Here is a 24,801-nt window from a genome sequence, read left to right on the forward strand (position 1 = left end):
GCCGCTTATTTAGCGGCTTTTTTTATTGAAAATTGATTGGTAATCAAGTGATTACCTCATAGTGACAAACTCTTCGGCACCCGTTGGATGGATAGCCACTACCGCATCGAAATCAGCCTTAGTTGCTCCCATCTTCATTGCCACGCCGAAGCCCTGCAGAATTTCATCCATACCATAACCGATACCGTGAATACCCACGACTTTCTGATTGTCGCCAGCGCAGATAAGTTTCATTTTACAAGCCTGACGGTGTGCGGTGACTGCGGTGTACATAGAAGTGAAACCTGAGGTGTACACGGTCACGTTCTCTTCACCGTACTCAGCCTTAGCTTCTGGTTCGGTTAAACCCATGGTGCCGATAGCTGGGTGGCTAAATACTACGGTTGGAATGCAGCTGTAATCCATCTTGGCATCTGTCATGCCGTTAAATAGTCGTTCCGATAACAAACGACCCGCTTTAACGGCTACTGGCGTGAGCTCTACACCGCCCGCCATGATATCGCCGACACAATAGATCCCTTGGTCTGTGGTGTTTTGTTGCTCATCGGTGATTACATAGCCCTTGGCATCTAGCTCAACCTTGGTATTTTCAAGACCAATGTTGCCAGTTGATGGTTGGCGACCAATCGCCCAAATTAAGCAATCAACTTCGTAGCTCTCACCATTTTCAATCTTAAGAGTAAGACTGCCATCGCTATTTTTGGTGACCGACTCAGGGATGCTATGGGTGTGCAGTGTTGGGCCTTCTGTCGCCATTGACTCCATCAGTGCTTCACTCAACATTGGGTCGAAGTTACGCAGTGGTGCATGTTTACGAACAAATAGGTGAGTATCGCTACCTAGTGCTTGCAGTACACCGGCGACTTCGACAGCGATGTAACCCGCGCCAATTACAGCTACGCGCTTAGGTTGCTCCGCAAGAGCGAAAAAGCCATCAGAATCGATACCGTACTCGGCACCGGGAATGTTCGGGATTGTGGCGGCACCGCCAGTGGCGATCAAGATATTATCAGCAGTGTAGTGTTCGCCGTTCACTTCTATGGTGCGGCTATCGACGAAGCGACCGTAGCCGCGAACTAAGGTAACGCCATTGCTTTCTAAGCCACGGTCGTAAGAGCCATGGATACGGCCGATATAAGCTTCACGGCTGGCTACAAGCGTGCTCCAGTCAAACTTATTCACAGTGACATCGAAACCATAATCTTTAGCATAAAGGTGCATGGCTTCAGCTACTTGTGCTCCGTACCACATTACTTTTTTCGGTACACAACCTACGTTAACACAGGTGCCGCCTAGCTCTTTCGCTTCGATAAGTAGTACTTTGGCGCCACGCATGGCCGCTCTGTTAGCCGATGCAATACCGCCGCTACCCGCACCAAGACAGATATAATCAAAATGTTGAGCCATGTGTATCTCCAATAAAGTTGCGAACTGTGCAATAAAGGTTGAAAGTAAGGCCGCCTTTATTGCGATAATTATGCTTAAGACGTTGGTTGCCCGAAAAAGACGAACAATCCATGACGAATTAACAATTTGGCTTTAGCCAGTTCAAGATCAAGCCATTGTAGAGGGAATTTTTTAATCCAGCTAGCCCCATAAATTATCAGTTAGAACACTTTAACTATTAACCATAAACCACAGGCTTAGTCCGATGGCTATTATCAAGAGACTGACTTTAACGCCTGTACTGACAGGCTGCATGGTCACTTTGAGCAGGGCCTTCTGCACCGCATTTCATACACTCCCATTCATCTTGTCGAATTTTGAGTTCTTGCTGGTAATGGCGATTGCGTGAGTTAACCCCTGAGCTAATCTGGCGCTCTAGACTGTTCATGCGAGCGTTAAGCCAGCGACAACCTGGGTCGTTGGCTACGCTGCTGCGACTGACGAGCTGTTGTTTACGACTCTTAGGTTTGGCTTTCTTATGCGGACTGTCTTTTGTCACGCGGGACTGTGTTAATGATTGCTTGGAGTCTTCAATGGGAGGCGGTGAATAATTCAAGCTGCTCTTAGGCTGGTCGGGAAGTTCGAGCGGTTGCCCCTTATCGTTTAGCGCGCTACCTAGCTCTAGTGTTGGGCTATCGGGGTCGTGGCTATAACTGAGCTGGCTATAAACGATAATGAGCGTGACTAAAATTAAGCGCGATAGAAGTAACATTCCCTGTTCCTCTTACTCAAGATTACTATCCGTGTAATCTGTTGTGTATCTTCAGGTGTTGCATACGCTTTTGCTAAAATCTGCATTATTAAGCGAAAGCGAAGACAGTTAGCTATGAGTTGTTAGTATAGCTAACTGCAACGAAGTAGAAACAATGAGTTAGGAATGGCTAGAAATTCCAGCTTAGGTGAAGGCCGGCATAGGTTTCATCTAGGCTACCTGTGACGCCATCATTACGAGCCTCAAGCTTAATATCTTCTTGAGCAATAGTATGGCTAATGTGGCCAGACATCACTAAGTTATTCGGCAATAAATACTCGGCCTCTACACCAAACTGAAAGTGGTTGGCTCCATCATGTTCTTCAGTAGCGTATTGGAAGTCAAACCCTTGGGTTACATAGGGGCTGACGGTGAAACCTTGAGCCAACTCCCAGTTGCTGTGAAGGCTTACTTCAACGAAGTAACCCGCTGCTTCGGTGGAGTAGGTGTAGCTAACCGACGGCACTAACCAGTCTACGGCCGTGTATTCGAGTGAGCTAAATAGCTCATTATCATGGGCGCGCTCATCACCATAGAACTCTAGACGTTGGTAACCTACACTACCACTTAGGTTTTCACCTAGCTCAAAGCCATATTCAATACCAAAATTCCACTCGGTATAGTGTTGACTGTCGCCCCGTCCAACGGTGGCATAAATATTAAAGTTGTCTTTTTGTACTGCGGCGGTTGCCCAGTAGATGCCGCCTTTTTCTAGATTATTGCGTCCTTCTGAGATGTATTTCGAGTCCCAGCCAAGATCGATTAGGCCTTGAACCTGCCCGCTATCGTCTACAGGAAGCTGTTGGATGGCTATCGTGCTGTGTGAGTCATCTATGTTGACTGCTTCATCGGCAAAAGCTGCCGTACTCATTAATAGCGCTATTAACGCGGTGCATTGGCTGGTTTTCTTCATGGTGAGACTCAAAATATAGGCGAAAGAAATAACACCTCGCATACTAGAACTATATATATGAATGTAAATGATAATTGCTCGTATTTGCGACATGGTTTGCAATACTAATTCTGTATAAAGTTTGTCCTGAAAAAGTTTGATTAAGATCTCAGTTGATGTGGTTTTTTATTGTTAGGACGCATTATGTTTATAAACAATTATGCTCTATAGATTGAATACTGAGGTGTTCGCCCCTATCTCTATAGCTATCAACATAGAATGTTAAGGAATCATCGATGAGCAATCCTTTGTTAAACAGCAATAAGCTTCCCCCTTTTTCAAGTATTCAACCTGAACATATCCAGCCTGCTGTTGAGCAAGGTATCGCTAATTGTCGAAAAAAAATCGAAGAGGTGCTAACGCATCAAGGTGAGTTCACATGGGATAACCTTGTGGCACCACTAGAGGAGGCGGATGATCAGCTAGGTAAGATCTGGTCGCCTATTTCACATATGAATTCGGTTGTTAGCAGTGAAGAGTGGCGCAAAGCTCACGATGCTTGCTTACCGCTATTATCTGAATACGGCACCTTTGTTGGCCAGCATCAAGGCTTATATGAGGCTTATAAGTCACTGGCGGAGTCGGCTGAGTTTGCAGACTATTCACAGGCGCAGAAGAAGTTGATTGAGAACAGCCTACGTGACTTCGAGCTGTCGGGTATAGGTCTAAGCGACAGTGATAAGCAGCGTTACGGCGAATTGGTTAAGCGTATGTCGGAGTTAACCAGCAGTTTCTCAAATCAGTTATTGGATGCCACACAGGCTTGGACCAAACTGCTCACCGATGAAGCCGATCTTAAAGGTCTGCCTGAGTCAGCGATTGCTGCAGCGAAAGCGATGGCAGAGGCTAAAGAGTTAGATGGCTGGTTATTTACCCTAGATTTTCCATCATACCTGCCTGTAATGATGTACAGCGAAAATCGTCAGTTACGTGAAGAGTGCTATCGCGCATTTGTGACGCGTGCATCGGACCAAGGCCCGAATGCCGGAGAGTTCGATAATGGTCCTTTGATGGATGAAATCATCGCATTGCGTCATGAGCTTGCGAACCTGTTAGGTTTTGAAAGTTTTGCCCACAAATCACTAGCCACCAAGATGGCTGAGTCACCGGAACAGGTACTCGATTTCTTAACTGAACTGGCGGCTCGCTCTAAGTCTCAAGGTGAAACCGAGCTTGCTGAACTCACTGAATTTGCCGAAAAAGAGTGTGGTGTAACGGATTTGGAGCCTTGGGACTTGAGCTTCTACGCTGAAAAACTCAAGCATCATAGATACGAGATCTCACAGGAATTACTGCGCCCATACTTCCCTGAAGATAAGGTATTGTCGGGTTTGTTCTACACTGTATCACGCCTATTTGGCCTAAAAGTGGAAGAGCAAAAAGAGTTCGACACGTACCATAAAGATGTACGTTTCTTCCATATTACCGACGCTAACAATGAGCATCGCGGCAGTTTCTATCTCGATCTCTATGCCCGTGAAGGCAAGCGAGGTGGTGCATGGATGGACGATTGCCGTGCGCGCCGGATGACAGAAAATGGCTTACAGGATCCAGTGGCCTATCTAACCTGTAACTTCAATGCGCCAGTGGCGGGTAAGCCAGCGCTGTTTACCCATGAAGAGGTGACAACCCTGTTCCACGAGTTTGGCCATGGTATTCACCATATGCTGACCAAAATTGATGTGGGCGGCGTATCTGGTATTAGCGGTGTACCTTGGGACGCGGTAGAGTTACCGAGTCAGTTTATGGAGAACTGGTGCTATGAGGAAGAAGCGTTAGCCGAGATCTCTGGCCATTACGAAACCGGTGAGCCGTTACCGAAAGCCATGCTAGACAAGATGTTAGCGGCAAAGAACTTCCAGTCGGGCATGATGATGTTGCGTCAGCTAGAATTCTCGCTGTTTGATTTCAAGTTACACCTAGAGTTTGAGCCAGCCAAAGGTGCCGAGATCCAGCAAAAACTTGATGAGGTGCGTGACCAAGTCGCTGTGATTAAGGCGGCGGACTTCAACCGTTTCCAACATAGTTTTGCCCATATCTTTGCTGGTGGTTATGCAGCGGGTTATTACAGCTATAAGTGGGCCGAAGTGCTCTCTGCCGATGCATTCTCACTGTTTGAAGAGCAGGGGATTTTCAATGCAGAAACTGGGCAACGTTTCCTTGAGAACATCCTAGAGATGGGGGGCAGCGAGGAGCCGATGGAGCTGTTTAAGCGTTTCCGTGGTCGTGAGCCGCAAACCGATGCCCTACTAAGACACAGTGGCATTAATGGCTAAAACTAGCCTTTAAATCCGATTGAAAGGCGCTTTTAGCGCCTTTTTTGTTGCGCTTGTCATCTGGTATGACCTTTGTTAGCCTTTGCGACTCGTTATTCAAGGGTGTTGTAAATGAATCTCTATTTTAGGCTTATTTGGTTATTTCTCTGGCGTAATCGCCACTGCAACAAGATCGGCTTCTTAGACACTAGCCGCTTGGCATATCGTGCACTGCCGACAGATTGTGATATCAACTTTCATCTGACTAATTCTCGTTATCCGGCCTTTATGGATCTCGCGCGTACCTACATGATGGCCGAAATGGGCTTCTTGAAGCGGTTCTTAAAGTTGGGCTGGATGCCTATAGTGAACGCTGCTGAATTTACCTATATCCGCGATATCAAGCCGTTCGCCAAGTTTGAGATTGAAACTAAGCTGGTGGGCTGGGATGAAAAGTACTTTTATATTGAGCAGCGCTTTGTTAGCGAGCGAGGCCTGCACTGCATCGCCCACGTGCGTGGAGTGTTTGTTTGCAAAGGTAAACAGGTGGCTATCGCGACCATGCTCGCTGAAGTAGGCTTTAATGATCCTGCCCCGCAATTGCCGCCGGAGGTGATTAAATGGAAGAGCTTTTTGCTGCTTAAGAAGGAGTGCAATCTTCCAACACCTGCGGGCGAGCCGATGGAGTTTAGAGCGGCGAGCTAAGTATGCATAAGCTGCTCACTTTGGCCCAATGTGGCTTTGGTGAGTTCCACTTCCTCGAATACTTGGCTCACCGAGCCGCGTAATTTAGCCTGGATCCAGTAGCGACCTATATGCTCGTAATCTAGCAGTTGCAATCGACTCTCTAAGGTTTTTAAGCAGGGGATGAATGCGCAGTCGGCGAGGGAAAAGCTTTCGCCACAAACCCAGTGGTTACTGGCTAGGCGCTGATCAAAGAGCGCCAAGCTGGCTAGCATCGCCCTCTCTAGTCGTTTAATGTGGATCTGGTTACAGCTAGTGCTAATCGCCTCCAGCCAGGCTTCAATTTCTTTATCTAGTTGATTGTCGCTTAACCTATCATAGAGCCTGACATATAAAGCTTGAGTCTTGTCTATTGGGATAAGTTGAGTGCCGGAACTGATATAGTTATCGATATATTCGATAATAATGCTGGCATCGTTAAAAAATTCTTTTGTTCGAACGTGTAATAGTGGCAGCTTAGACGCGGCATTAAGTTGTTGAAAACTGCGTCTGCTAAAGGCATCGCTGAGATCGATGATATGTGGGCTGAAGCTTGCCTGTTTTTCATAGAGGGCAATCAGTGTTTTTTGTGACTGGCGTGCCAGTGGATGGTAATACAGATCCATAACCGATGTGGGTTCGTTATATAAGGGTTACTATTAACTCTAGTCGCAAACAGTAGGACTCTCAATGTTGTACACAAGTGGTTCACTAGACTGGATTCTGGCATGAATAATTAAAGAGATGCCACTTCAAACGGTTAGTCATATAAGATGAAGCTTAATTGTTTAGGGTTTAATTTTTAATCACGAGAGCGAGTATGAGTCAGATTGAAAAGTTTGCTGCTATCTATGCCAGAGCATCGCAGCGAAAAGGTGGGGATGCCAGTCTCGAAAGTCTATTACCGACAGGGCTGACGAATAACGAGTTGATGCAATATAGTGATGCACAGCTTTTGTCTGAGATGAGCAAGAAAGTGTTTCAAAGTGGCTTCGTCTGGCGAATTGTTGAGGCCAAGTGGCCAGAGTATGAGAAAGCCTTCTTTGGATTTGAGCCGTTTAAAGTGCTTATGCTGTCGCCGGAACAGTTACAAGATCGCGCGAGCGATTCTAAACTTATTCGTCACCTGAAAAAGACCATGGCGATCTATGATAATGCCCATATGGTTAACGATCTAGCGGCCCAACACGGTAGTTTTGCCAAGTTCATTGCTGACTGGCCGAGTGAAGATATCACTGGGCTTTGGGCTGTGCTTAAACGTAAAGGTAGCCGGCTCGGTGGTAATACTGGTCCTTACTTTTTGCGCTCTATGGGTAAAGACACCTTTCTGTTAACTACTGATGTGCAGGGTTATTTGAAGGGGCATGGTCTTATTGATTATGGCTTTAGTTCTAAGGCGGGTTTGCAACAGGTACAGAGTGTGTTTAACCACTGGCAACAAGAGTCGGGACGTAGCCTCGCAGATATCAGTAGAGTGTTGGCCTGTAGTGTGGGTGACAATCGAGTATAAACTTAAAACTATATTTTGCTGAGCCGAGTCAGTCGACATAAAATCCTTTTAAATTAGTCAGTAATAATTGGTTTATGTTAATGCATTACCTACTCACGACACTTGTTTGAACCCTGAGTTAACAAGCTGTGCTTATATATTCCCTTGTTAACAATTATCCAACATATGCAGCTGATTTCATGCAGAAATTTTCATTATCTTACAATTAAAACTGGGAGTTTTCCTTGTTGACTAATGGACATTGTGAGATAAAGGTGCGTTAAATTTTCGACAAAAAATTATGCTTCCAAAGGTGGGTTTGACGGCACTTTCTGCTTTCAAAAATGAATACCGAGTAGATGGCTTTTATTAGGAGTTCTCATGCGGCAAATAGTCAAAATTGCCTCTGTTTTAAGTGTGGCGTTATGGATAACTGGCTGTGAACAACAACCAGAAGGCGCTGGCAAGGCTGCAGGTCCACAAAGTGTGCCTGTAAACGTCATAAAAGTGACCTCTCAACCTCAGGAGATCACCCTTGAGTTGCCTGGTCGCAGCCGTGCGTATTTAGAGGCTGAAGTTCGTCCGCAGGTTAGCGGTATTGTGCTAGCTCGTAGTTTTAATGAGGGTGGCGAAGTACAAAAAGGCCAGTCGCTGTATCAAATCGATGCATCGCAGTATGAAGCTGCACTGGTTAGCGCTAAGGCTGAGCTAGAACGCGCACAGGCTGCAGAGAAGTCGACTAAAGCAACGGCTGAGCGTTTCAGTTCTTTGATTAAAAGCAAATCAATTAGTCAGCAAGATTTCGATACCGCAGAGGCTAACTACCTAGAAGCTAAAGCCAGTGTTGCAGTCGCTAAAGCGGCGATTAACACCGCTGAAATCAACCTTGCCTACACTAAAGTTGAAGCACCAATTTCAGGTCGTATTGGTAAGTCTAATGTGACAGCGGGTGCCTTAGTCGGTGCCGGTCAGGCACAGGCATTAGCCAATATCTCCCAGCTAGATCCGATTAACGTTGATATCGTACAGTCGAGCACTCAAATGCTGCGCCTGAAGCAACGTATTGCCAGTGGTCAGTTGTTGCATGATGACACAGCTCCGGTAGCCCTATTCTTAGAAGACGGCACGGCTTATAGCCATGAAGGTAAGTTACAGTTCGCTGAAGTCACCGTTGATGAAAACACTGGTGCCGTGGTACTGCGTGCTGAGTTCCCTAATCCAGATGGCTTGTTACTGCCTGGCATGTTTGTTCGCACTGTACTGACAGTGGGTACCGATCCTAAAGCGATTTTAGTGCCACAAAAAGCGGTGACCCGTAATCCTAAGGGACAGGGTGTTGCCATGGTGGTTAATGCTGAAAATAAGGTTGAGCAACGTTTTGTTGAGACAGCTGAAGTTATTAATCATCAATGGCTGATCACTAAAGGCTTAGAGGTTGGCGATCAACTGATTGTTGAGGGTCTACAGAAAATACGTCCAGGTGCGCCAGTTGCACCTCAGTTAATTTCTGAAGCGAAAGCTCAAGCAGAATAATAGGGCAGGTTTATGGCACGTTATTTTATCGATCGCCCCATCTTTGCTTGGGTGATCGCCATTATTATTATGCTGGCGGGGTTGATGGCCATTAAAGGCCTCCCCGTATCTCAGTATCCTAGTATTGCGCCGCCAACGGTGGCTATTACCGCTAACTATCCGGGTGCTTCTGCTAAAACGGTAGAAGACACTGTAACTCAGGTGATTGAGCAGCGTATGACAGGTCTTGACCACTTGCGCTATATCAAATCGACCAGTGACAGCTTTGGTAATGCGGAAATTACCCTGACCTTTAACGCCGAAGCCGATGGTGACATCGCTCAGGTTCAGGTACAGAACAAGCTGCAGTTAGCGATGCCTTTGTTACCACAAGAAGTGCAGGCGCAAGGTGTGAGCGTTGCGAAAACCAGTGCTGGTTTCTTAATGGTACTGGGCTTTGTGTCTGAAGATGGCAGCATGGACAAGGCGGATATCTCCGACTATGTGGCGGCCACGATTCAAGATCCAATGAGCCGTGTTGCTGGTGTGGGTGATATTCAGCTATTTGGTGCCCAATATGCGATGCGTATCTGGTTAGACCCAATGAAGCTGAAGCAATACTCTCTGACTAGCGCCGATGTGGTGGTGGCTATTCGCGAGCAAAACGCGCAAGTTTCTGCTGGTCAGTTAGGTGGTTCACCTTCTGTTAAAGGGCAAGAGCTTAACGCCACTATTTCAGCTCAGAGTCGCTTGCAAACTGCCGAAGAGTTTGAGCAGATCGTACTGAAATCTGACGTGAACGGTGCCAAGGTATTCCTTGGTGATGTCGCGGAAGTGGAAGTCGGCGCTGAAAACTACATGGTGAACTCTTTCTATAATGGTAAGCCAGCTTCGGGTATGGCGATTCAGTTGGCTGCCGGTGCTAACGCACTTGATACGGCTGCGGCTGTTATGGCCAAGATTGATGAGATGAAGCCATTCTTCCCACAAGGCTTGGATGTGGTTCTGCCATTCGATACGACACCATTCGTGAGTAAGTCTATCGAAGGTGTGGTGATGACGCTGCTAGAAGCGGTAGTACTGGTATTCTTTATCATGTACCTGTTCTTACAGAACTTCCGCGCAACGCTAATTCCGATGATTGCGGTACCTGTAGTATTGCTCGGTACGTTCGGGATCTTGGCGGCCACGGGCTTCTCGATTAACACCTTAACCATGTTTGCCATGGTATTGGCCATCGGTCTACTAGTGGACGATGCCATCGTTGTTGTAGAGAACGTCGAGCGGGTAATGTCTGAAGAGGGCTGTAGCCCGTTGGAAGCGACCCGTAAGTCGATGGACCAGATCACCGGCGCCTTGGTGGGTATTGGTTTGACCCTGTCTGCGGTATTCGTACCGATGGCATTTATGTCGGGCTCAACAGGTGTTATTTACCGCCAGTTCTCTATCACTATCGTGTCAGCCATGGCGCTGTCGGTATTGGTGGCTGTGATCCTGACTCCTGCATTGTGTGCGACTATGCTCAAACCTGTGCAAAAGGGCCATGCGCATACCAACAAAGGTTTCTTTGGTTGGTTTAACCGTATGTTTGACCGCTTGACCGCACGCTATGAGTCAAGCGTTGCCACCATTATCAAGCGTACGGGTCGTGTGTTTGTTATCTACTTGGCACTCGTGGTTGCAACCGCTTGGGTATTCCTACGTTTACCGACGGCATTCTTACCAGATGAAGATCAAGGCGTGATTTTCTCTCAGGTAATGCTACCGGCAAACTCGACCCAAGAAAGCACCATGAAAGTCATGGATAAAGTGACTAACTACCTAATGGAATCTGAAAAGGAAAACGTACAATCAGTATTTGCGGTTTCTGGATTCAGCTTCGCAGGTATGGGTCAGAACATGGGTATCGCCTTCATTGGTCTGAAACCATGGGACGAGCGTACTAACCCTGGTCAGGATGTGCAATCGATTGCGAACCGCGCCATGGGTTACTTTATGACGATTAAAGAAGCCTTCGTATTTGCCTTCGTGCCGCCTGCGGTATTGGAGCTAGGTACAGCCGGTGGTTTCGATCTGTTCCTACAAGATAAGAACGGTCAAGGTCATGATGCGCTTATCGCTGCCCGTAACCAGCTATTGGGTATGGCAGGGCAAGATCCTAACTTAGTAGGTGTACGTCCTAACGGTCAGGAAGATGCGCCACAATACAAGTTGCATGTCGATCATGGCAAGCTGCGCGCGTTAGGCCTTAGCATCAATGATGTTAATAGCGTATTGGCGACGGCTTGGGGTGGTAGTTATGTGAATGACTATATCGACCGTGGTCGTGTGAAAAAGGTATTTGTCCAAGGTGAAGCTGAGTCGCGTATGCAACCAGAAGATCTAGACAAGTGGTTTGTGCGCAATAACGAAGGTGAGATGGTGCCTTTCTCGGCTTTCGCGACAGGTTCGTGGGAGTTTGGCGCGCCGCGTCTAGAGCGTTTTGGTGGTGTACCAGCGGTAAACATTCAAGGTGCGACAATACCTGGATATAGTACTGGTGAAGCCATGAATAGTCTTGAGGCGATGGCGGGTAAGTTACCGGCAGGCTTTGGTATTGCGTGGAACGGTCTGTCATATGAAGAACGCTTATCGGGTAACCAGGCACCTATGCTGTATGCCTTGTCTATCCTAGTGGTATTCCTAGTATTGGCTGCATTGTATGAGAGCTGGTCAGTGCCGTTTTCGGTCATTCTGGTTGTTCCTTTGGGGATTATTGGTGCGCTGTTGGCGACCTATGGCCGCGGTCTGAATAACGATGTGTTCTTCCAGGTGGGTCTGTTGACCACTGTGGGTCTAGCGACTAAGAACGCTATCTTGATTGTAGAATTCGCTAAGGAATACTACGAGAAAGGCGCTTCGTTGACCGAGGCAACCTTGCATGCGGTGCGGGTACGTTTACGTCCAATTCTGATGACGTCACTGGCTTTTGGCTTAGGTGTTGTGCCACTAGCCATCAGTACGGGTGTAGGCTCGGGAGCGCAGAATGCAATTGGTACAGGTGTTGTGGGCGGTATGTTAAGTTCTACCTTCCTAGGTATCTTCTTTGTGCCACTCTTCTTCGTCATCGTTGAGCGTATATTCAGTAAGCGCGAGCGAGATGAGGCTAAAGCGGCCAAGGCAGAAGCTAAAGCGAACAAATAACCCTAAGCGTTATTGAGCTCGCTAAACACTAAAAAGCCCAGCAGAAGCTGGGCTTTTTGTTTTTAAAAGATAGGTTCTAGGAGCTAGGGCGTTCGCAGGCTCACTTCTAGGACGCCAACAAGTTGGCTGCTAGGAAAAGCTAAAAGCTAAAAGATAGAACACTCGCAAGCTCGTTTCTAGGGCGTTCGCAGGCTCACTTCTAGGATGCCAACAAGTTGGCTGCTAGGAAAAGCTAATAGCTTAAAAGCAAAAACAAAGCCGATTCATGGAGCCTGAATCTGTTGCTTGTCTCTTTTAAATTTTAGCTTTTCCTAGAAGCGACAAGGTCGCGATCTCGAAGTGACGCAGTCACGCCCTCGCAGGGCGTAGCCCGTCCTCGTCTCAGCTTTTCCTAACACCTAGAACCTATCTTTTAATTCTTTCTCGAAGTGACGCAGTCACGTCTCGTAGGGTGAAGCCCGTCCTCGTCTCAGCTTTTCCGGCTGTTCCTGTCTTAGCTTTTCTATAACCTATGATGAACTGGACAGCTTAGCAGTAGCTCATCGTTATCGATAGCACGTACCTGACACTCTGTTGCGGTAATTAAGCCATATGAGGCGCGGCCATTATTACGGGGGATAGTGGTTGAGCCTGGATTGAACAATAATATATCGTCGCGATATTCAGCTACGGGAATATGGGTATGTCCATAGAGTAAAGCATCACCCGCTTGCAGCGGAGGTAGCTTATCAGGAGCATAAACATGGCCATGGGTTAGGAAAAGGCGCATTTGTGGCATCAATACCTGAGCGTAGGTTGCTGTAATAGGAAATTGCAGCAGCATCTGGTCGACTTCACTGTCGCAGTTGCCGCGTACTGCAATAATCTTATCGGCATAAGGGTTTAGGGTTTCGGCTAATGCGGCGGGGTCGTATCCTTCTGGAATGGCGTTACGCGGGCCGTGATTAAGCAGATCGCCGAGCAAGATTAGATAGTGGGCACCTGATTGCTCAAAGCGATTCAGCATGGCTTGAGTGGCTGATAGAGAACCGTGTAGATCGGAGGCGATAAAAAGTTTCATGGGCTATATGCCTAGAATGATAAAACAGATCGTCAATATAGCTTTGTTTCTCGATAAAGCTAGTAAAAGATAGAACACTCGCAAGCTCGTTTCTAGGGCGTTCGCAAGCTCACTTCTAGGACGGACTTCGTCCTGATAGGTTCTAGGGCGGTGCTGCGCACCTACGAGGACGCCAACAAGTTGGCTGCTAGGAAAAGCTAAAAAATAGGGCACTCGCAAGCTCGTTTCTAGGACGTTCGCAGGCTCACTACTAGGATGCCAACAAGTTGGCTGCTAGGAAAAGCTAAAAGATAGAGCACTCGCAAGCTCGTTTCTAGGACGTTCGCAGGCTCACTTCTAGGACGCCAACAAGTTGGCTACTAGGAAAAGCTAAAAGATAGAGCACTCGCAAGCTCGTTTCTAGGACGTTCGCAGGCTCACTTCTAGGACGCCAACAAGTTGGCTACTAGGAAAAGCTAAAAGATAGAGCACTCGCAAGCTCGTTTCTAGGACGTTCGCAGGCTCACTTCTAGGACGCCAACAAGTTGGCTACTAGGAAAAGCTAAAAAATAGGACACTCGCAAGCTCGTTTCTAGGACGTTCGCAGGCTCACTACTAGGACGCCAACAAGTTGGCTGCTAGGAAAAGCTAAAAGATAGAACACTCGCAAGCTCGTTTCTAGGACGTTCGCAGGCTCACTACTAGGACGCCAACAAGTTGGCTGCTAGGAAAAGCTAAAAGATAGAGCACTCGCAAGCTCGTTTCTAGGACGTTCGCAGGCTCACTACTAGGACGCCAACAAGTTGGCTGCTAGGAAAAGCTAAAAAATAGGGCACTCGCAAGCTCGTTTCTAGGACGTTCGCAGGCTCACTTCTAGGACGCCAACAAGTTGGCTACTAGGAAAAGCTAATAGCTTAAAAGCAAGACAAAGCCGATTCATGGAGCCTGAATCTGTTGCTTGTCTCTTTTAAATCTTAGCTTTTCCTAGAAGCGACAAGGTCGCGCTCTCGAAGTGACGCAGTCACGTCTCGCAGGGCGAAGCCCGCCCTCATCTTAGCTTTGCCTAGAACCTAGGACCTATCTTTTAATCTTTTCCTAGAAGCGACAAAGTCGCGCTCTCGCAGGGCGAAGCCCGTCCTCGTCTCAGTTTTTCCGGCTGTTACCGTCTCAGCTTTTCCTAAAATTTAAGGCGTATAATAGGTTGCTGCGCCCGGTCCGACAGGTAATCCGAATCCAAACACCCAGATAAAGAAGAAGGCAGTCCAACCGATAAAGAACACAATAGTGTACGGCAGCATAGTCGCGATTAAGGTACCAATGCCGAGGTTTTTATTGTATTGCGATGCAACCGCTAAAATAAGGCCAAAATAGCTCATCATTGGAGTGATGAGGTTCGTCACCGAATCGCCGATTCGGTACGCGGCCTGAATGGTTTCAGGGGCATAGCCAACGAGCATTAACATAGGCACAAATACAGGTGCTGTTACTGCCCACTGAGCCGATGCGCTACCTAGCATTAAGTTAATGAAGCCGCACATGGCAATAAAGATAACGAACACTAATGGACCCGTGAGGCCAATGGCTTGTAATGCGTCAGCACCTGCAACAGCTAATACTGAGCCTAAATTTGTCCAAGTAAAGAAGGCTACAAATTGTGAGGCGAAGAATACCAATACGATATACATGCCCATGCTACTCATGCTGTGAGACATTGCATTAATCACATCTATATCGCGCTTCATTGTGCCAACGATACGGCCATAAACTAATCCTGGAATGGCAAAACAGATAAAGATAAACGCGACTATTCCCTTTAGAAATGGCGAACCTGAAACAAGTCCTGTTTTAGGATCTCTAAGTGGCGCACCCTCAGGTACCACAGTGAGAGCTAACAGTGCCGCCATGACTAAAATTGCGATACCAGCGGCTTTAAGCCCGCGTTTTTCTACTACGCTGATCCCTTCCATTTTCGGTTCGCCAAGATCATTGGCCGCCTGGCTTGCATCATACTTTCCAAGTTTAGGCTCAACAATTTTCTCGGTAACGAATGCACCTAAAAAGGTAATGATGAAGGTGGAGGCAAACATAAAGTACCAGTTTGCTTCAGGGCCAACGGTATAATCCGGATCGATCATCTGTGCGGCGGCTTCGGTGATGCCTGATAACAAGGGATCGACGGTTCCAAGTAGTAAGTTTGCGCTGTAGCCACCCGATACACCGGCAAATGCAGCAGCTAAACCTGCGAGTGGGTGGCGCCCTAATGAATGGAAAATCATCGCAGCCATAGGGATCAGCACTACATAGCCAAGCTCTGCAGCAGTATTAGAAACGATACCAGCAAATACAATAGTGAGGGTCACCAAACGCTTTGATGTGCCCATCACCAGTGAACGCATTGCGGCTGATAACAGGCCGGAACGATCGGCGATACCCACACCGAGTAGGGCTACAAGCACAGTGCCTAATGGAGTGAAGCTGGTAAAGTTAGTCACTAAGTTAGAGACGATCATCCGCAGGCCTTCAGCGTTCATCAGGCTGACAACATGGATCATGCCGTCACTGCTACGCCCTGATGCACCTTCGGGTCTGGGATCGGCAACGCTTAACTCGAAGTAACCTGCAATGCCGCTGATGACAACGACTGCGGCACAGAAAATAGCAAATAGAGTAATAGGATGAGGTAATAGATTTCCTAGCCTTTCTACTATATTGAGAAAACGAACAAACCAACCACTGACTTGATGATTAGGATCTAAAGAACCATCGCCCGACATAGGTAGGCGATCATCGTTATTGCTGCTCATGGGTTTTTCCTTACAAGATGTTGTTATTATTTTTTATTTGGGTCTTTCTTTTTTGGGTTTATTTGCGGCAGGAATAGCAACTAATTAGCGCTATGTTACTAATTTATATTTAATTAAAGGTGCTGGCATCATGGATAAGAAAAATTAATTGAACATTAAAAAGATCGCTTATTAATAAAGCAAGAGACGCAATAGTGACCAGTAGCACAGCTTTATAGAGAAAAGGTCTTTAGGGGATAGGACTTAGGACGTTCGCAGGCTCACTACTAGGACGCCAACAAGTTGGCTGCTAGGAAAAGCTAAAAGATAGAGCACTCGCAAGCTCGTTTCTAGGACGTTCGCAGGCTCACTACTAGGACGCCAACAAGTTGGCTGCTAGGAAAAGCTAAAAAATAGAACACTCGCAAGCTCGTTTCTAGGACGTTCGCAGGCTTACTACTAGGACGCCAACATTTAAGATAGAACACTCGCAAGCTCGTTTTTAGGGCGTTCGCAGGCTCACTTCTAGGACGCCAACAAGTTGGCTGCTAGGAAAAGCTAAAAGATAGAGCACTCGCAAGCTCGTTTCTAGGACGTTCGCAGGCTCACTTCTAGGACGCCAACAAGTTGGCTGCTAGGAAAAGCTAAAAGATAGAACACTCGCAAGCTCGTTTTTAGGGCGTTCGCAGGCTCACTTCTAGGACGCCAACAAGTTGGCTGCTAGGAAAAGCTAATAGCTTAAAAGCAAAGACAAAGTCGATTCATGGAGCCTGAATCTGTTGCTTGTCTCTTTTAAATCTTAGCTTTTCCTAGAAGCGACAAAGTCGCGCTCTCGAAGTGACGCAGTCACGCCCTCGCAGGGCGAAGCCCGTCCTCGTCTTAGCTTTTCCTAACACCTAGAACCTTCTTTTAAGGCGTATAATAGGTTGCTGCACCAGGGCCAACTGGTAAACCAATCACAAATACCCAGATAAAGAAGAAGCAGGTCCAACCGATAAAGAACACGATCGAATATGGCAGCATGGTGGCAACTAAGGTACCAATGCCGAGGTTCTTCTTATATTGCGAAGCTACCGCCAAGATCAGCCCAAAGTAACTCATCATCGGGGTGATAAGGTTAGTTACCGAGTCACCGATTCGATAAGCAGCCTGAATGGTTTCAGGGGCATAGCCCACCAACATCAACATAGGTACGAAGATAGGTGCGGTGACCGCCCATTGGGCAGAAGCACTACCCAACATCAAGTTGATAAAGCCACACATCATAATAAACAGCACAAACACTAACGGCCCGGTTAGCCCGACAGCGTTTAATGCATCGGCGCCAGATACCGCCAGCACCGCGCCTAAATTAGTCCACTTAAAGAAGGCGACAAACTGTGAGGCGAAGAATACCAACACGATATACATGCCCATGCTGCTCATGCTGTGTGACATGGCGTTGATCACATCGATATCGCGCTTCATTGTGCCGACAACGCGGCCGTAAACCAGTCCTGGAATGGCAAAGCAGATGAAGATAAACGCGACGATCCCTTTCAGGAATGGCGAGCCTGCCACTAAACCGGTTTCTTGGTTTCGAAGCGGTGCGCCTTCAGGAATAATAGTTAATGCCAGCAGCGCTGACATCACCAGTACAGCAAGACCTGCGACTTTTAATCCCTTTTTCTCAAGGGCACTAACTGTATCCATCTTCTGCTCGCTAAGATCGATTGCCGCTTCGCTGGCATCATACTTACCTAGCTTAGGTTCGACGATTTTTTCGGTAACGAGTGCGCCAAGAAAGGTGATCAAGAAGGTGGAGACAAACATGAAGTACCAATTTACCTCGGGACCAACGATATAGTCAGGGTCGATCATCTGCGCAGCCGCTTCGGTGATCCCTGATAGTAATGGATCAACAGTGCCTAGCAGTAAGTTAGCGCTGTAGCCGCCAGATACGCCAGCAAATGCCGCTGCGAGGCCTGCAAGAGGGTGGCGACCTAAAGAGTGGAAGATCATCGCCGCCATAGGAATTAGCACTACATACCCGAGCTCTGAAGCTGTATTAGAAACGATACCAGCAAATACTAAGGTGAGTGTCACTAAGCGCTTTGATGCCCCCATGACCAAGGTACGCATCGCTGCTGATAATAGACCTGAGCGATCGGCAATACCTACACCGAGTAATGCTACTAGTACTGTGCCTAGCGGCGTAAAGCCTGTGAAATTAGTCACCAAGTTGGAGACGATCATCCTCAGGCCTTCAGCGTTCATCAGGCTGACAACATGAATGAGCCCATCGCTACTGCGGCCAGATGCGCCTTCGGGTCTGGGATCGATCACTGTCAATTCGAAATAGCCCGCGATGCCGCTGATCACAATAACTGCGGCGCAGAATAGGGCAAATAGGGTGATAGGGTGAGGCAACAAATTTCCTAGGCGTTCAACCACGTTTAGGAAGCGGACAAATAAGCCATTGGGTTTGTTACTGGGATCTAAAGGGGCTTGGCTAGATAAAGGCAAGCTGTCGCCGTTATTGCTGCTCATCGGATATTCCTTATTATTATTTTGTTGTTTTTATTTTACTTATGTGCGGCAAAGGGGGGCTACTAATGAGCGTTTATTGTTAATCCAGTGTGTCATGATGGATAATGAAAATTAATTAAACCTTAAATCACCCACGTTTGTCGATAAGGCTATTAAGCATAATAGTGAGCGCCTATGCGGCTTTGCTAAGTTTTGAGTTTGATGAAAAGAATGGAAGTTAGCCTAATTGCAGGCAAAAAAAAGGACTCATATAGGATGAGTCCAAAAGGGATTGATTTGCAGTATCCGTTGGGATTGAGATTACTATAACTAGGGATAGCTGTATCTAAGCTGAACGATGGAAATGACTTAGATTAACTCTTGTTAACCTTTGTTTTTCTAAAGTGAATGATATGGCAATCATTTGATATAAAAGGTTGTTTGTGAATTAAAGGCAAAAAAAAGGACTCATTATGAATGAGTCCGAAGGGGATGATTGTATTGAACGATTTCCTAAGGGATGTGATTACTATAGCTAGGGGATACTGTATCTAAGCTGAATGAGCCATGAACCGTTCTTGTGCAAAGAGGAGGCTGCAGTCAATGGCCGATTACGTCAGGTTGGAAATAAAATGCTACAAACGGCAGGGTAAGCTTAAAGTTAATCATAAGTACTAATAATTTTAATTAGTTGAGTGTTTTTATTGGCTGAAAACCTTAGATGATTTTAGGGTAGTTCAAAAAATCACACTCTAGATTTTACTGCTAACACCTGTTCTCTAAGGAAATAATAATTTTTGCTGCACAGATAGTGTACGGGTAATGTTTTTTAGTGCTACTCAGAAAAGTTAATTCGATAAGGCTAGATAAGTTAGTGCTTTTTTGGGTTTTCTCTGCAGTTTTTTTCAAGTTATTTGTTAGCGAGGTTAAAAAGTAACACTGCGAATAGGTTGGTTTATCTGGTGTTGAGGCTAGATTTCGTTGCTCAAATAAGTAACAGTATAAGTTATCAGAGAGTAGCGTAGTCATTTTTCAGCTTTAATCTACTGATGTGAGATAAGTGTAAGTTGTTTAAATAAAAAGAAAAATAGGAAGCACAGATGGAAGGGATATTGTTAGGGTCGGGCTTAATCGTGATTATTGCCTACCTTTGGTATGTGAGCTTAATTAAGAAACGAAATACTGGGCGTGAGGCACTATCTGGCATAGACGTTCAGCTAAAGAAGCGCTCTAATCTAGTACCTAATATTCTCCAGATCGCACAAAAGTATATGGATCATGAGAAGTCTCTGCTAACTGAGATCACCGAGTTAAGAAGCTTAGCGGCTAAAGGCTATAATCATGTTGATCCTGACTCAGTTAAGGCTCACCTCGAAATCTCAGAAAAGCTAAATCAAAAAATGTCTCAGTTGATGGTGAGTGTCGAGAACTACCCAGAGTTGAAGTCTGACAATACCATGCTACAAGCGATGCAGACCTATAACGAAGTCGAGGCTCAACTGTCTGCTGCTCGTCGTTTTTATAACTCGGCAGTGTCAGAGCTTAATACTGCCGTTGAGATCTTCCCCGGTTCCATCATAGCCTCTATGGCAAGCGTCAAAGTGATGCCTTTCTATGAAGCCGATGAGGCATCTAAAGCTCCGGTCGATGCAGCCGATTATTTAAAGTAACTCAAATTTTGCTATCTGATTGCCGCAGTATGTTTGTATTGCGGCAGCAATGGGTGATTAAATTGCTTGGAGTTGACTGGCAACAAAATGAATATCTTTAGCTTCCTATTTGGTGCGCCGATAAAGCCTATCCGTAATCGTAATAAGTTAACTGCTTCACCAAGTGAGATTGCAAATTTTAAGCAGTATTATCAAGATCATCTTGAGCCATTAACCAGTAAGTTTGAGAATGCGCGAGTGGCTAGTCTCAAGTCCTGTCGCCAGCGCTTATATCTTTGCAGCGCCATCTATCTCGGTATTGCAGCCTTGGCATTTATGTTTATGCCTTACCTCGATGCTTCAGATCCTATTTTTTTCTATCTTATCGGCTTAGTGCTGTTGGCGTTGCCCTTTGCTTGGTGGGTCTTCAATCCCGTTAAGCACTATAAAGCCGATGTGAAACAGAAAATCTATCCGTTGATTTTTAAGTACTTTGGTCATGACTTCATTTTTTGTCGTGAACATAAGATGAGTCTGATTGCACTAAAGGCATCGAAGTTACTTCCCCATTACGATGCTGCTAATTTTGATGATTATGTGCAGGGAACCTATAAAAACGTAGAGATCGCCATTAACGAGCTGCATCTAACTAAGCAGGTTAAGCGTGATAAAAATACCGATACTGTAACCGTCTTTAAAGGGGTGATGATCGAGTTGAGTAGCCATAAGGATTTTCGCGGCCATACCGTGGTGGTAAAGAACCGCGGTGGTTTAGTGAATTTCTTGTCAGATTCATTTAAGGGGTTGGAAAGAGTAAAGCTTGAAGACCCGATCTTCGAGAAGCAGTTTGATGTATTCTCTACCGATCAAATTGAGGCGCGTTATCTGTTAACTGTGACTTTTATGGAGCGACTGCAAGAGCTATCGGCGAGTTTTGGTAATAAAATTCAGTGTGCGTTCTACCGCAACAAGTTACTGATTATGCTAGGCAGTAAGGATAACCGTTTCGAGATGGCGTCCATCTTCAAGGCAGCGACATTCGAGTACGAGTTCAGTCAGATCAATAAAGAGATGAAGCAGCTATTTGCTATAGTTGATGTACTGCAATTAGAGCGAAAGACCGGATTATGATAAAGCAAGGAGTGCTGATAGCTTTGCTGTGTATCTCGGCGGAAGCAATCGCTGAGACGAGTAAGCCCCATTTTGTCGCCAAACCATCGAATAAGGGCGTGCTGGGTAAAACCGTCTCCAATAATGTTGTGCACAATACGGCTCATGCGGCTGGAGTGAACCTAAAGCAAGGCGAAAAGGTTTATCACTACATTACCGCCAGCGGTGGGCTGGCTTTTTCCGATTCAGCGCCACAGCACGGGCATTATCAGGTGCTTCTGTTCGATTGCTACGCTTGTAAGCCCCAGTCCAGTATCAACTGGAACGCTATTCCGTTATTCACCTCTCAATATCGGCAGCAGATTGCCGATGCTGCGAGTGCATACCAACTTGAGCCTGCACTGATCAGGGCGGTGATCCATGCCGAGTCAGCTTTTAAGTCGGCAGCGGTATCTAAAACGGGGGCCCAGGGCTTAATGCAGCTGATGCCTGCTACGGCTAATGAGCTGGGAGTGAGTGATGCCTTTCACCCTGAGCAAAATATCTTAGCTGGGAGCCGTTATCTGTCGCAGTTACTGAAACGTTTTAATGGCGATATAGCCTTGGCCTGCGCGGCCTATAACGCAGGGGCTTCACGGGTCGAGCAATATAATGGTGTGCCACCTTTTCCCGAGACACAGGCCTATGTCGAACGAGTGCAGATCCTGCTCAAGCGTTACCGCAAGGCTTAGCTTACGATAGCAGTAGTATCAACGGAACCGATAGTTAACCGGTTATCTTGCTGCGATTTCGACTGCTGTTTTCTCGATTTAACATCAAACCAAACCATTGGCACCACGATAAGGCACAGTGCGATGTTGGAAAGCGGCATCGCCATCCACACGCCATTAACGCCCAAAAACTTCGGTAATATCATTAGAAATGGCAGCTGGATCAGCATATTGCCACAGGCAATCATGAGTGCTTTAACACCTTGGTTGGTCGCCATAAAGTACACAGATGAAAGGGCGATAAAGCCGTCTAGGGGCATGGCAAACAGATGCATCTTTATGCCATCAATAGCAGTGGCAATTAACAAGGGATCATCGTTGTTAAACAGGCCGACCATGGTTTCTGGTAATAGGTTGAGTAGTAAGACCCAGCAGGTACCGGCAATCAAAGTTACCTTTACCGATAGCTTAAGCATCTTATTGATGTTTTCATGTTGCTCGGCGCCGTAGTAATAACTGACAGGGGGCTGCATACCTTCGGCTACACCTTCGGCAACTAAGTAATAAAGTACCATCAGGTAACCAACAATGGCGAAAGCGCCTACGGTTAGTGGTGTGCCATATTCGGTAAAGAGTCGGTTATGCAGTGCAAACACAAAGCTGGTATACAGGTACATAAATAGACTAGAGGAACCCAATAACACGATTTGCTGAGCAAATGAGGCGTTAAACCAGCTGAATTTCGCCGACCAGTTGATGCTGCTTAGTCGTGAGCAAAAATAGCCAACACCTAGCACACACACAACTGCCTGAGCACTAATGGTGGCGATAGCTGCACCCAGCAGGCCAAATTCAAACACACCAATTAATAAGTAGTCGAGTGCAATATTAATCACAGCACCCAACACCATTAAGCCTGTGGCGATATTGGGGCTTTCATCGTTACGAATAAGCAATGGCAAGGCTGAAGCTATAATCGTAATAGCAGTGCCTAAGGTAAACACGCCGATATACTCTTGCGCCATAGTTAAGGTCAGATCGGCACCACCTTGCGCCTCAAGAAAGAAGTCGCTGAATACACTTAAAATCGTAGTCGATACTGCGGCTAATCCTAGCATGAGTACAAAGCAGCTAGTTAAAATGCTTGCCGCCGCGCGGGTGTCGCCTTTACCCCGTTGAATCGATAGCAAACTGCCACTACCCATGCCAACCATGATGCCAAATCCCACCATAAAGTAGATCACTGGCCAAGCCATATTGATCGCCGCAAGCCCTTCAAAGCCGATGTAATGGCCGATAAAAATGCCGTCGACGATTTGGTATAAACCGTTAACCAACATGGCGGCGATGGCAGGCAGTGTATAACGCCAAAAAGTGCGACTAATAGACTGAACCTGAGTGTTTTCGATGTTTGCAGCTAGCATAGGTATATCAATATTGAACAATAAAGCTCGGCAAGTTACTCTGTATTTATGATTGATTAAAGTTAGCTACTATCTGTTTTAGATATAGATACTTGGGTTGCTGAGAGATGAACTGGACACTAGATGAGTTAAATGCCTTTGTATATTCGGTTAAGCTGGGCTCTTTTTCCGCTGCAGCACGTAAGATGGGCAAAGCGCAGTCACGGATCAGTACAGCGGTCAGCAATTTAGAAACCGACTTAGGCTTTGAGCTGTTTGATCGTAGCGCGAAACTGCCTGTGCTGACCAAACTTGGCGAAGAGATGTTTATTGAGGCGCAATCGGTTATCGCTCAATGTCAGCGACTGAATGCAAGAGCCCTGAGTGTGACCTCGGGTGAGGAGATAGCACTTACTGTTGCCATGGATGAAGCGGTGCCCGTTACCGCATTTGAAGTGTTATTTCAGCGCATATCGACTCAATTCCCATTGCTAAAACTCACCATTATTAATGGCTCGCAAGTGGACATTGCTGCCTGGGTTGATGCGGGCCGTGCTGATATTGGCATCATGTTTCACACATCAACCATGCTACCAGATTCATTAGAATTTATGTCGATAGGCCAATTTAAGCAAAGCTTAGTGGTGGCGCCCTCTCATCCTCTGGCCACAAATCCTGCGCCGACTTTAGAACAGTTGATGCAATATCGGCAGCTGGTTATTTGTGATATTACTGGGCAATCACAAACACCGGCATTATCGGCCAACTATTGGTATATCGATAGTTACTATTATATCGTTGCATTGGTTTTACAGGGCGTCGGTTGGGCGTTAGTGCCTGAACATGTGGCTAAATCTGAATGGTATATTGATGATTTATGTGAGCTTTCTAGCGAATATATTACTAACCCTTTATTGATAGAAATGGGTGTGGTGAATCGTCGTGACCAGCAAATAGGCCCAGTGATGCACTGGCTTTTTGAGGAGCTGCATTCGGTGTTGCAGTGAGCTTTAGAACGCTCGCAGGCTCGCTTCTTTAAGATAGGGCACTCGCAAGCTCGTTTCTAGGACGTTCGCTGGCTCACTTCTAGAACGGTGCTGCGCACCTACGAGGACGCCAACAAGTTGGCTACTAGGAAAAGCTAATAGCTTAAAAGCAAAGACAAAGCCGGTTCATGGAGCCTGAATCTGTTGCTTGTCTCTTTTAAATCTTAGCTTTCCTAGGGCCTAGAACCTCGTACCTAGAACCTATCTTTTAATTCTTTCTCGAAGTGACGCAGTCACGCCCT

17 protein-coding genes are annotated in these 24,801 nt (G+C 46.5%); 9 read left to right on the plus strand and 8 right to left on the minus strand.

Annotated features, from left to right (window positions below; all coding sequences use genetic code 11):
* Positions 1 to 51: 51 nt before the first annotated feature.
* The 3 genes from gorA to K5Q92_RS18020 form a co-directional block, all read right to left on the minus strand.
* Entirely contained in the window at positions 52 to 1,407 is a 1,356-nt protein-coding gene (gene gorA, locus K5Q92_RS18010; protein WP_220770272.1) for a glutathione-disulfide reductase, read from the minus strand.
* A gap of 268 nt (positions 1,408 to 1,675) precedes the next feature.
* A complete protein-coding gene (locus tag K5Q92_RS18015; RefSeq protein ID WP_220770273.1) occupies positions 1,676 to 2,158 on the minus strand; it encodes a hypothetical protein in 483 nt (160 codons plus the stop codon).
* Between the two features lie 169 nt (positions 2,159 to 2,327).
* Positions 2,328 to 3,110 (minus strand): hypothetical protein, encoded by a 783-nt coding sequence (locus tag K5Q92_RS18020; RefSeq protein WP_220770274.1) that lies wholly within the window; start codon positions 3,108 to 3,110, stop codon positions 2,328 to 2,330.
* A 275-nt stretch (positions 3,111 to 3,385) separates the two neighbouring features.
* Between K5Q92_RS18020 and prlC the strand changes: the two genes are divergently transcribed.
* Both prlC and K5Q92_RS18030 read left to right on the plus strand, forming a co-directional pair.
* Positions 3,386 to 5,425 (plus strand): oligopeptidase A, encoded by a 2,040-nt coding sequence (gene prlC / locus K5Q92_RS18025; protein ID WP_220770275.1) that lies wholly within the window; start codon positions 3,386 to 3,388, stop codon positions 5,423 to 5,425.
* A gap of 111 nt (positions 5,426 to 5,536) precedes the next feature.
* A complete protein-coding gene (locus K5Q92_RS18030) occupies positions 5,537 to 6,109 on the plus strand; it encodes a thioesterase family protein (RefSeq protein ID WP_220770276.1) in 573 nt (190 codons plus the stop codon).
* On the opposite strand, the gene K5Q92_RS18035 is transcribed toward K5Q92_RS18030, so the two are convergent.
* A complete protein-coding gene (locus K5Q92_RS18035; RefSeq protein ID WP_220770277.1) occupies positions 6,106 to 6,753 on the minus strand; it encodes a glutathione S-transferase family protein in 648 nt (215 codons plus the stop codon). The two genes, K5Q92_RS18030 and K5Q92_RS18035, sit on opposite strands and share 4 nt — an antisense overlap.
* A 194-nt stretch (positions 6,754 to 6,947) precedes the next feature.
* On the opposite strand from K5Q92_RS18035, the gene K5Q92_RS18040 reads away from it, so the two are divergent.
* The 3 genes from K5Q92_RS18040 (at position 6,948) to K5Q92_RS18050 (ending at position 12,311) form a co-directional block, all read left to right on the plus strand.
* Positions 6,948 to 7,637 (plus strand): DNA-3-methyladenine glycosylase I, encoded by a 690-nt coding sequence (locus K5Q92_RS18040; protein WP_220770278.1) that lies wholly within the window; start codon positions 6,948 to 6,950, stop codon positions 7,635 to 7,637.
* Positions 7,638 to 7,997: 360 nt separating this feature from the next.
* Entirely contained in the window at positions 7,998 to 9,149 is a 1,152-nt protein-coding gene (locus K5Q92_RS18045) for an efflux RND transporter periplasmic adaptor subunit (protein ID WP_220770279.1), read from the plus strand.
* A 12-nt stretch (positions 9,150 to 9,161) separates the two neighbouring features.
* Positions 9,162 to 12,311, plus strand: coding sequence for an efflux RND transporter permease subunit (locus K5Q92_RS18050; protein WP_220770280.1), 3,150 nt, complete (start codon positions 9,162 to 9,164; stop codon positions 12,309 to 12,311).
* A 502-nt stretch (positions 12,312 to 12,813) separates the two neighbouring features.
* Here the strand turns inward: K5Q92_RS18050 and yfcE are convergent.
* The 3 genes from yfcE to K5Q92_RS18065 form a co-directional block, all read right to left on the minus strand.
* Complete coding sequence (gene yfcE / locus K5Q92_RS18055; RefSeq protein ID WP_220770281.1) at positions 12,814 to 13,371, minus strand: phosphodiesterase; 558 nt, start codon at positions 13,369 to 13,371, stop codon at positions 12,814 to 12,816.
* Between the two features lie 1,163 nt (positions 13,372 to 14,534).
* The gene (locus K5Q92_RS18060) at positions 14,535 to 16,154 is read right to left on the minus strand and encodes an AbgT family transporter (protein ID WP_308443603.1); all 1,620 of its coding nucleotides are present in this window, start codon (positions 16,152 to 16,154) and stop codon (positions 14,535 to 14,537) included.
* A gap of 888 nt (positions 16,155 to 17,042) precedes the next feature.
* Positions 17,043 to 18,662, minus strand: a complete 1,620-nt coding sequence (locus tag K5Q92_RS18065) for an AbgT family transporter (RefSeq protein WP_220770282.1) — start codon at positions 18,660 to 18,662, stop codon at positions 17,043 to 17,045.
* Between the two features lie 1,079 nt (positions 18,663 to 19,741).
* Between K5Q92_RS18065 and K5Q92_RS18070 the strand changes: the two genes are divergently transcribed.
* From K5Q92_RS18070 to K5Q92_RS18080, 3 genes are all read left to right on the plus strand, one after another.
* Positions 19,742 to 20,311, plus strand: a complete 570-nt coding sequence (locus tag K5Q92_RS18070; protein WP_220770283.1) for a LemA family protein — start codon at positions 19,742 to 19,744, stop codon at positions 20,309 to 20,311.
* Positions 20,312 to 20,398: 87 nt separating this feature from the next.
* Positions 20,399 to 21,421 (plus strand): DUF3137 domain-containing protein, encoded by a 1,023-nt coding sequence (locus K5Q92_RS18075; RefSeq protein WP_220770284.1) that lies wholly within the window; start codon positions 20,399 to 20,401, stop codon positions 21,419 to 21,421.
* Positions 21,418 to 22,131 carry a lytic transglycosylase domain-containing protein gene (locus K5Q92_RS18080; protein WP_220770285.1) on the plus strand — a complete coding sequence of 238 codons (714 nt, stop codon included), beginning with the start codon at positions 21,418 to 21,420 and terminating at the stop codon, positions 22,129 to 22,131. Before K5Q92_RS18075 ends, K5Q92_RS18080 begins: the two co-directional genes overlap by 4 nt.
* Here K5Q92_RS18080 and K5Q92_RS18085 read toward each other — a convergent pair.
* Positions 22,128 to 23,534, minus strand: a complete 1,407-nt coding sequence (locus K5Q92_RS18085) for an MATE family efflux transporter (RefSeq protein ID WP_220770286.1) — start codon at positions 23,532 to 23,534, stop codon at positions 22,128 to 22,130. The genes K5Q92_RS18080 and K5Q92_RS18085 overlap by 4 nt on opposite strands.
* Positions 23,535 to 23,641: 107 nt before the next feature.
* Here K5Q92_RS18085 and K5Q92_RS18090 point away from each other — a divergent pair, with 107 nt between their 5' ends.
* Positions 23,642 to 24,520, plus strand: coding sequence for a LysR family transcriptional regulator (locus K5Q92_RS18090; protein ID WP_220770287.1), 879 nt, complete (start codon positions 23,642 to 23,644; stop codon positions 24,518 to 24,520).
* Positions 24,521 to 24,801 lie beyond the last annotated feature (281 nt).

The organism is Shewanella sp. MBTL60-007 (genome assembly GCF_019654915.1).
Classification (GTDB): Bacteria; Pseudomonadota; Gammaproteobacteria; order Enterobacterales; family Shewanellaceae; genus Shewanella.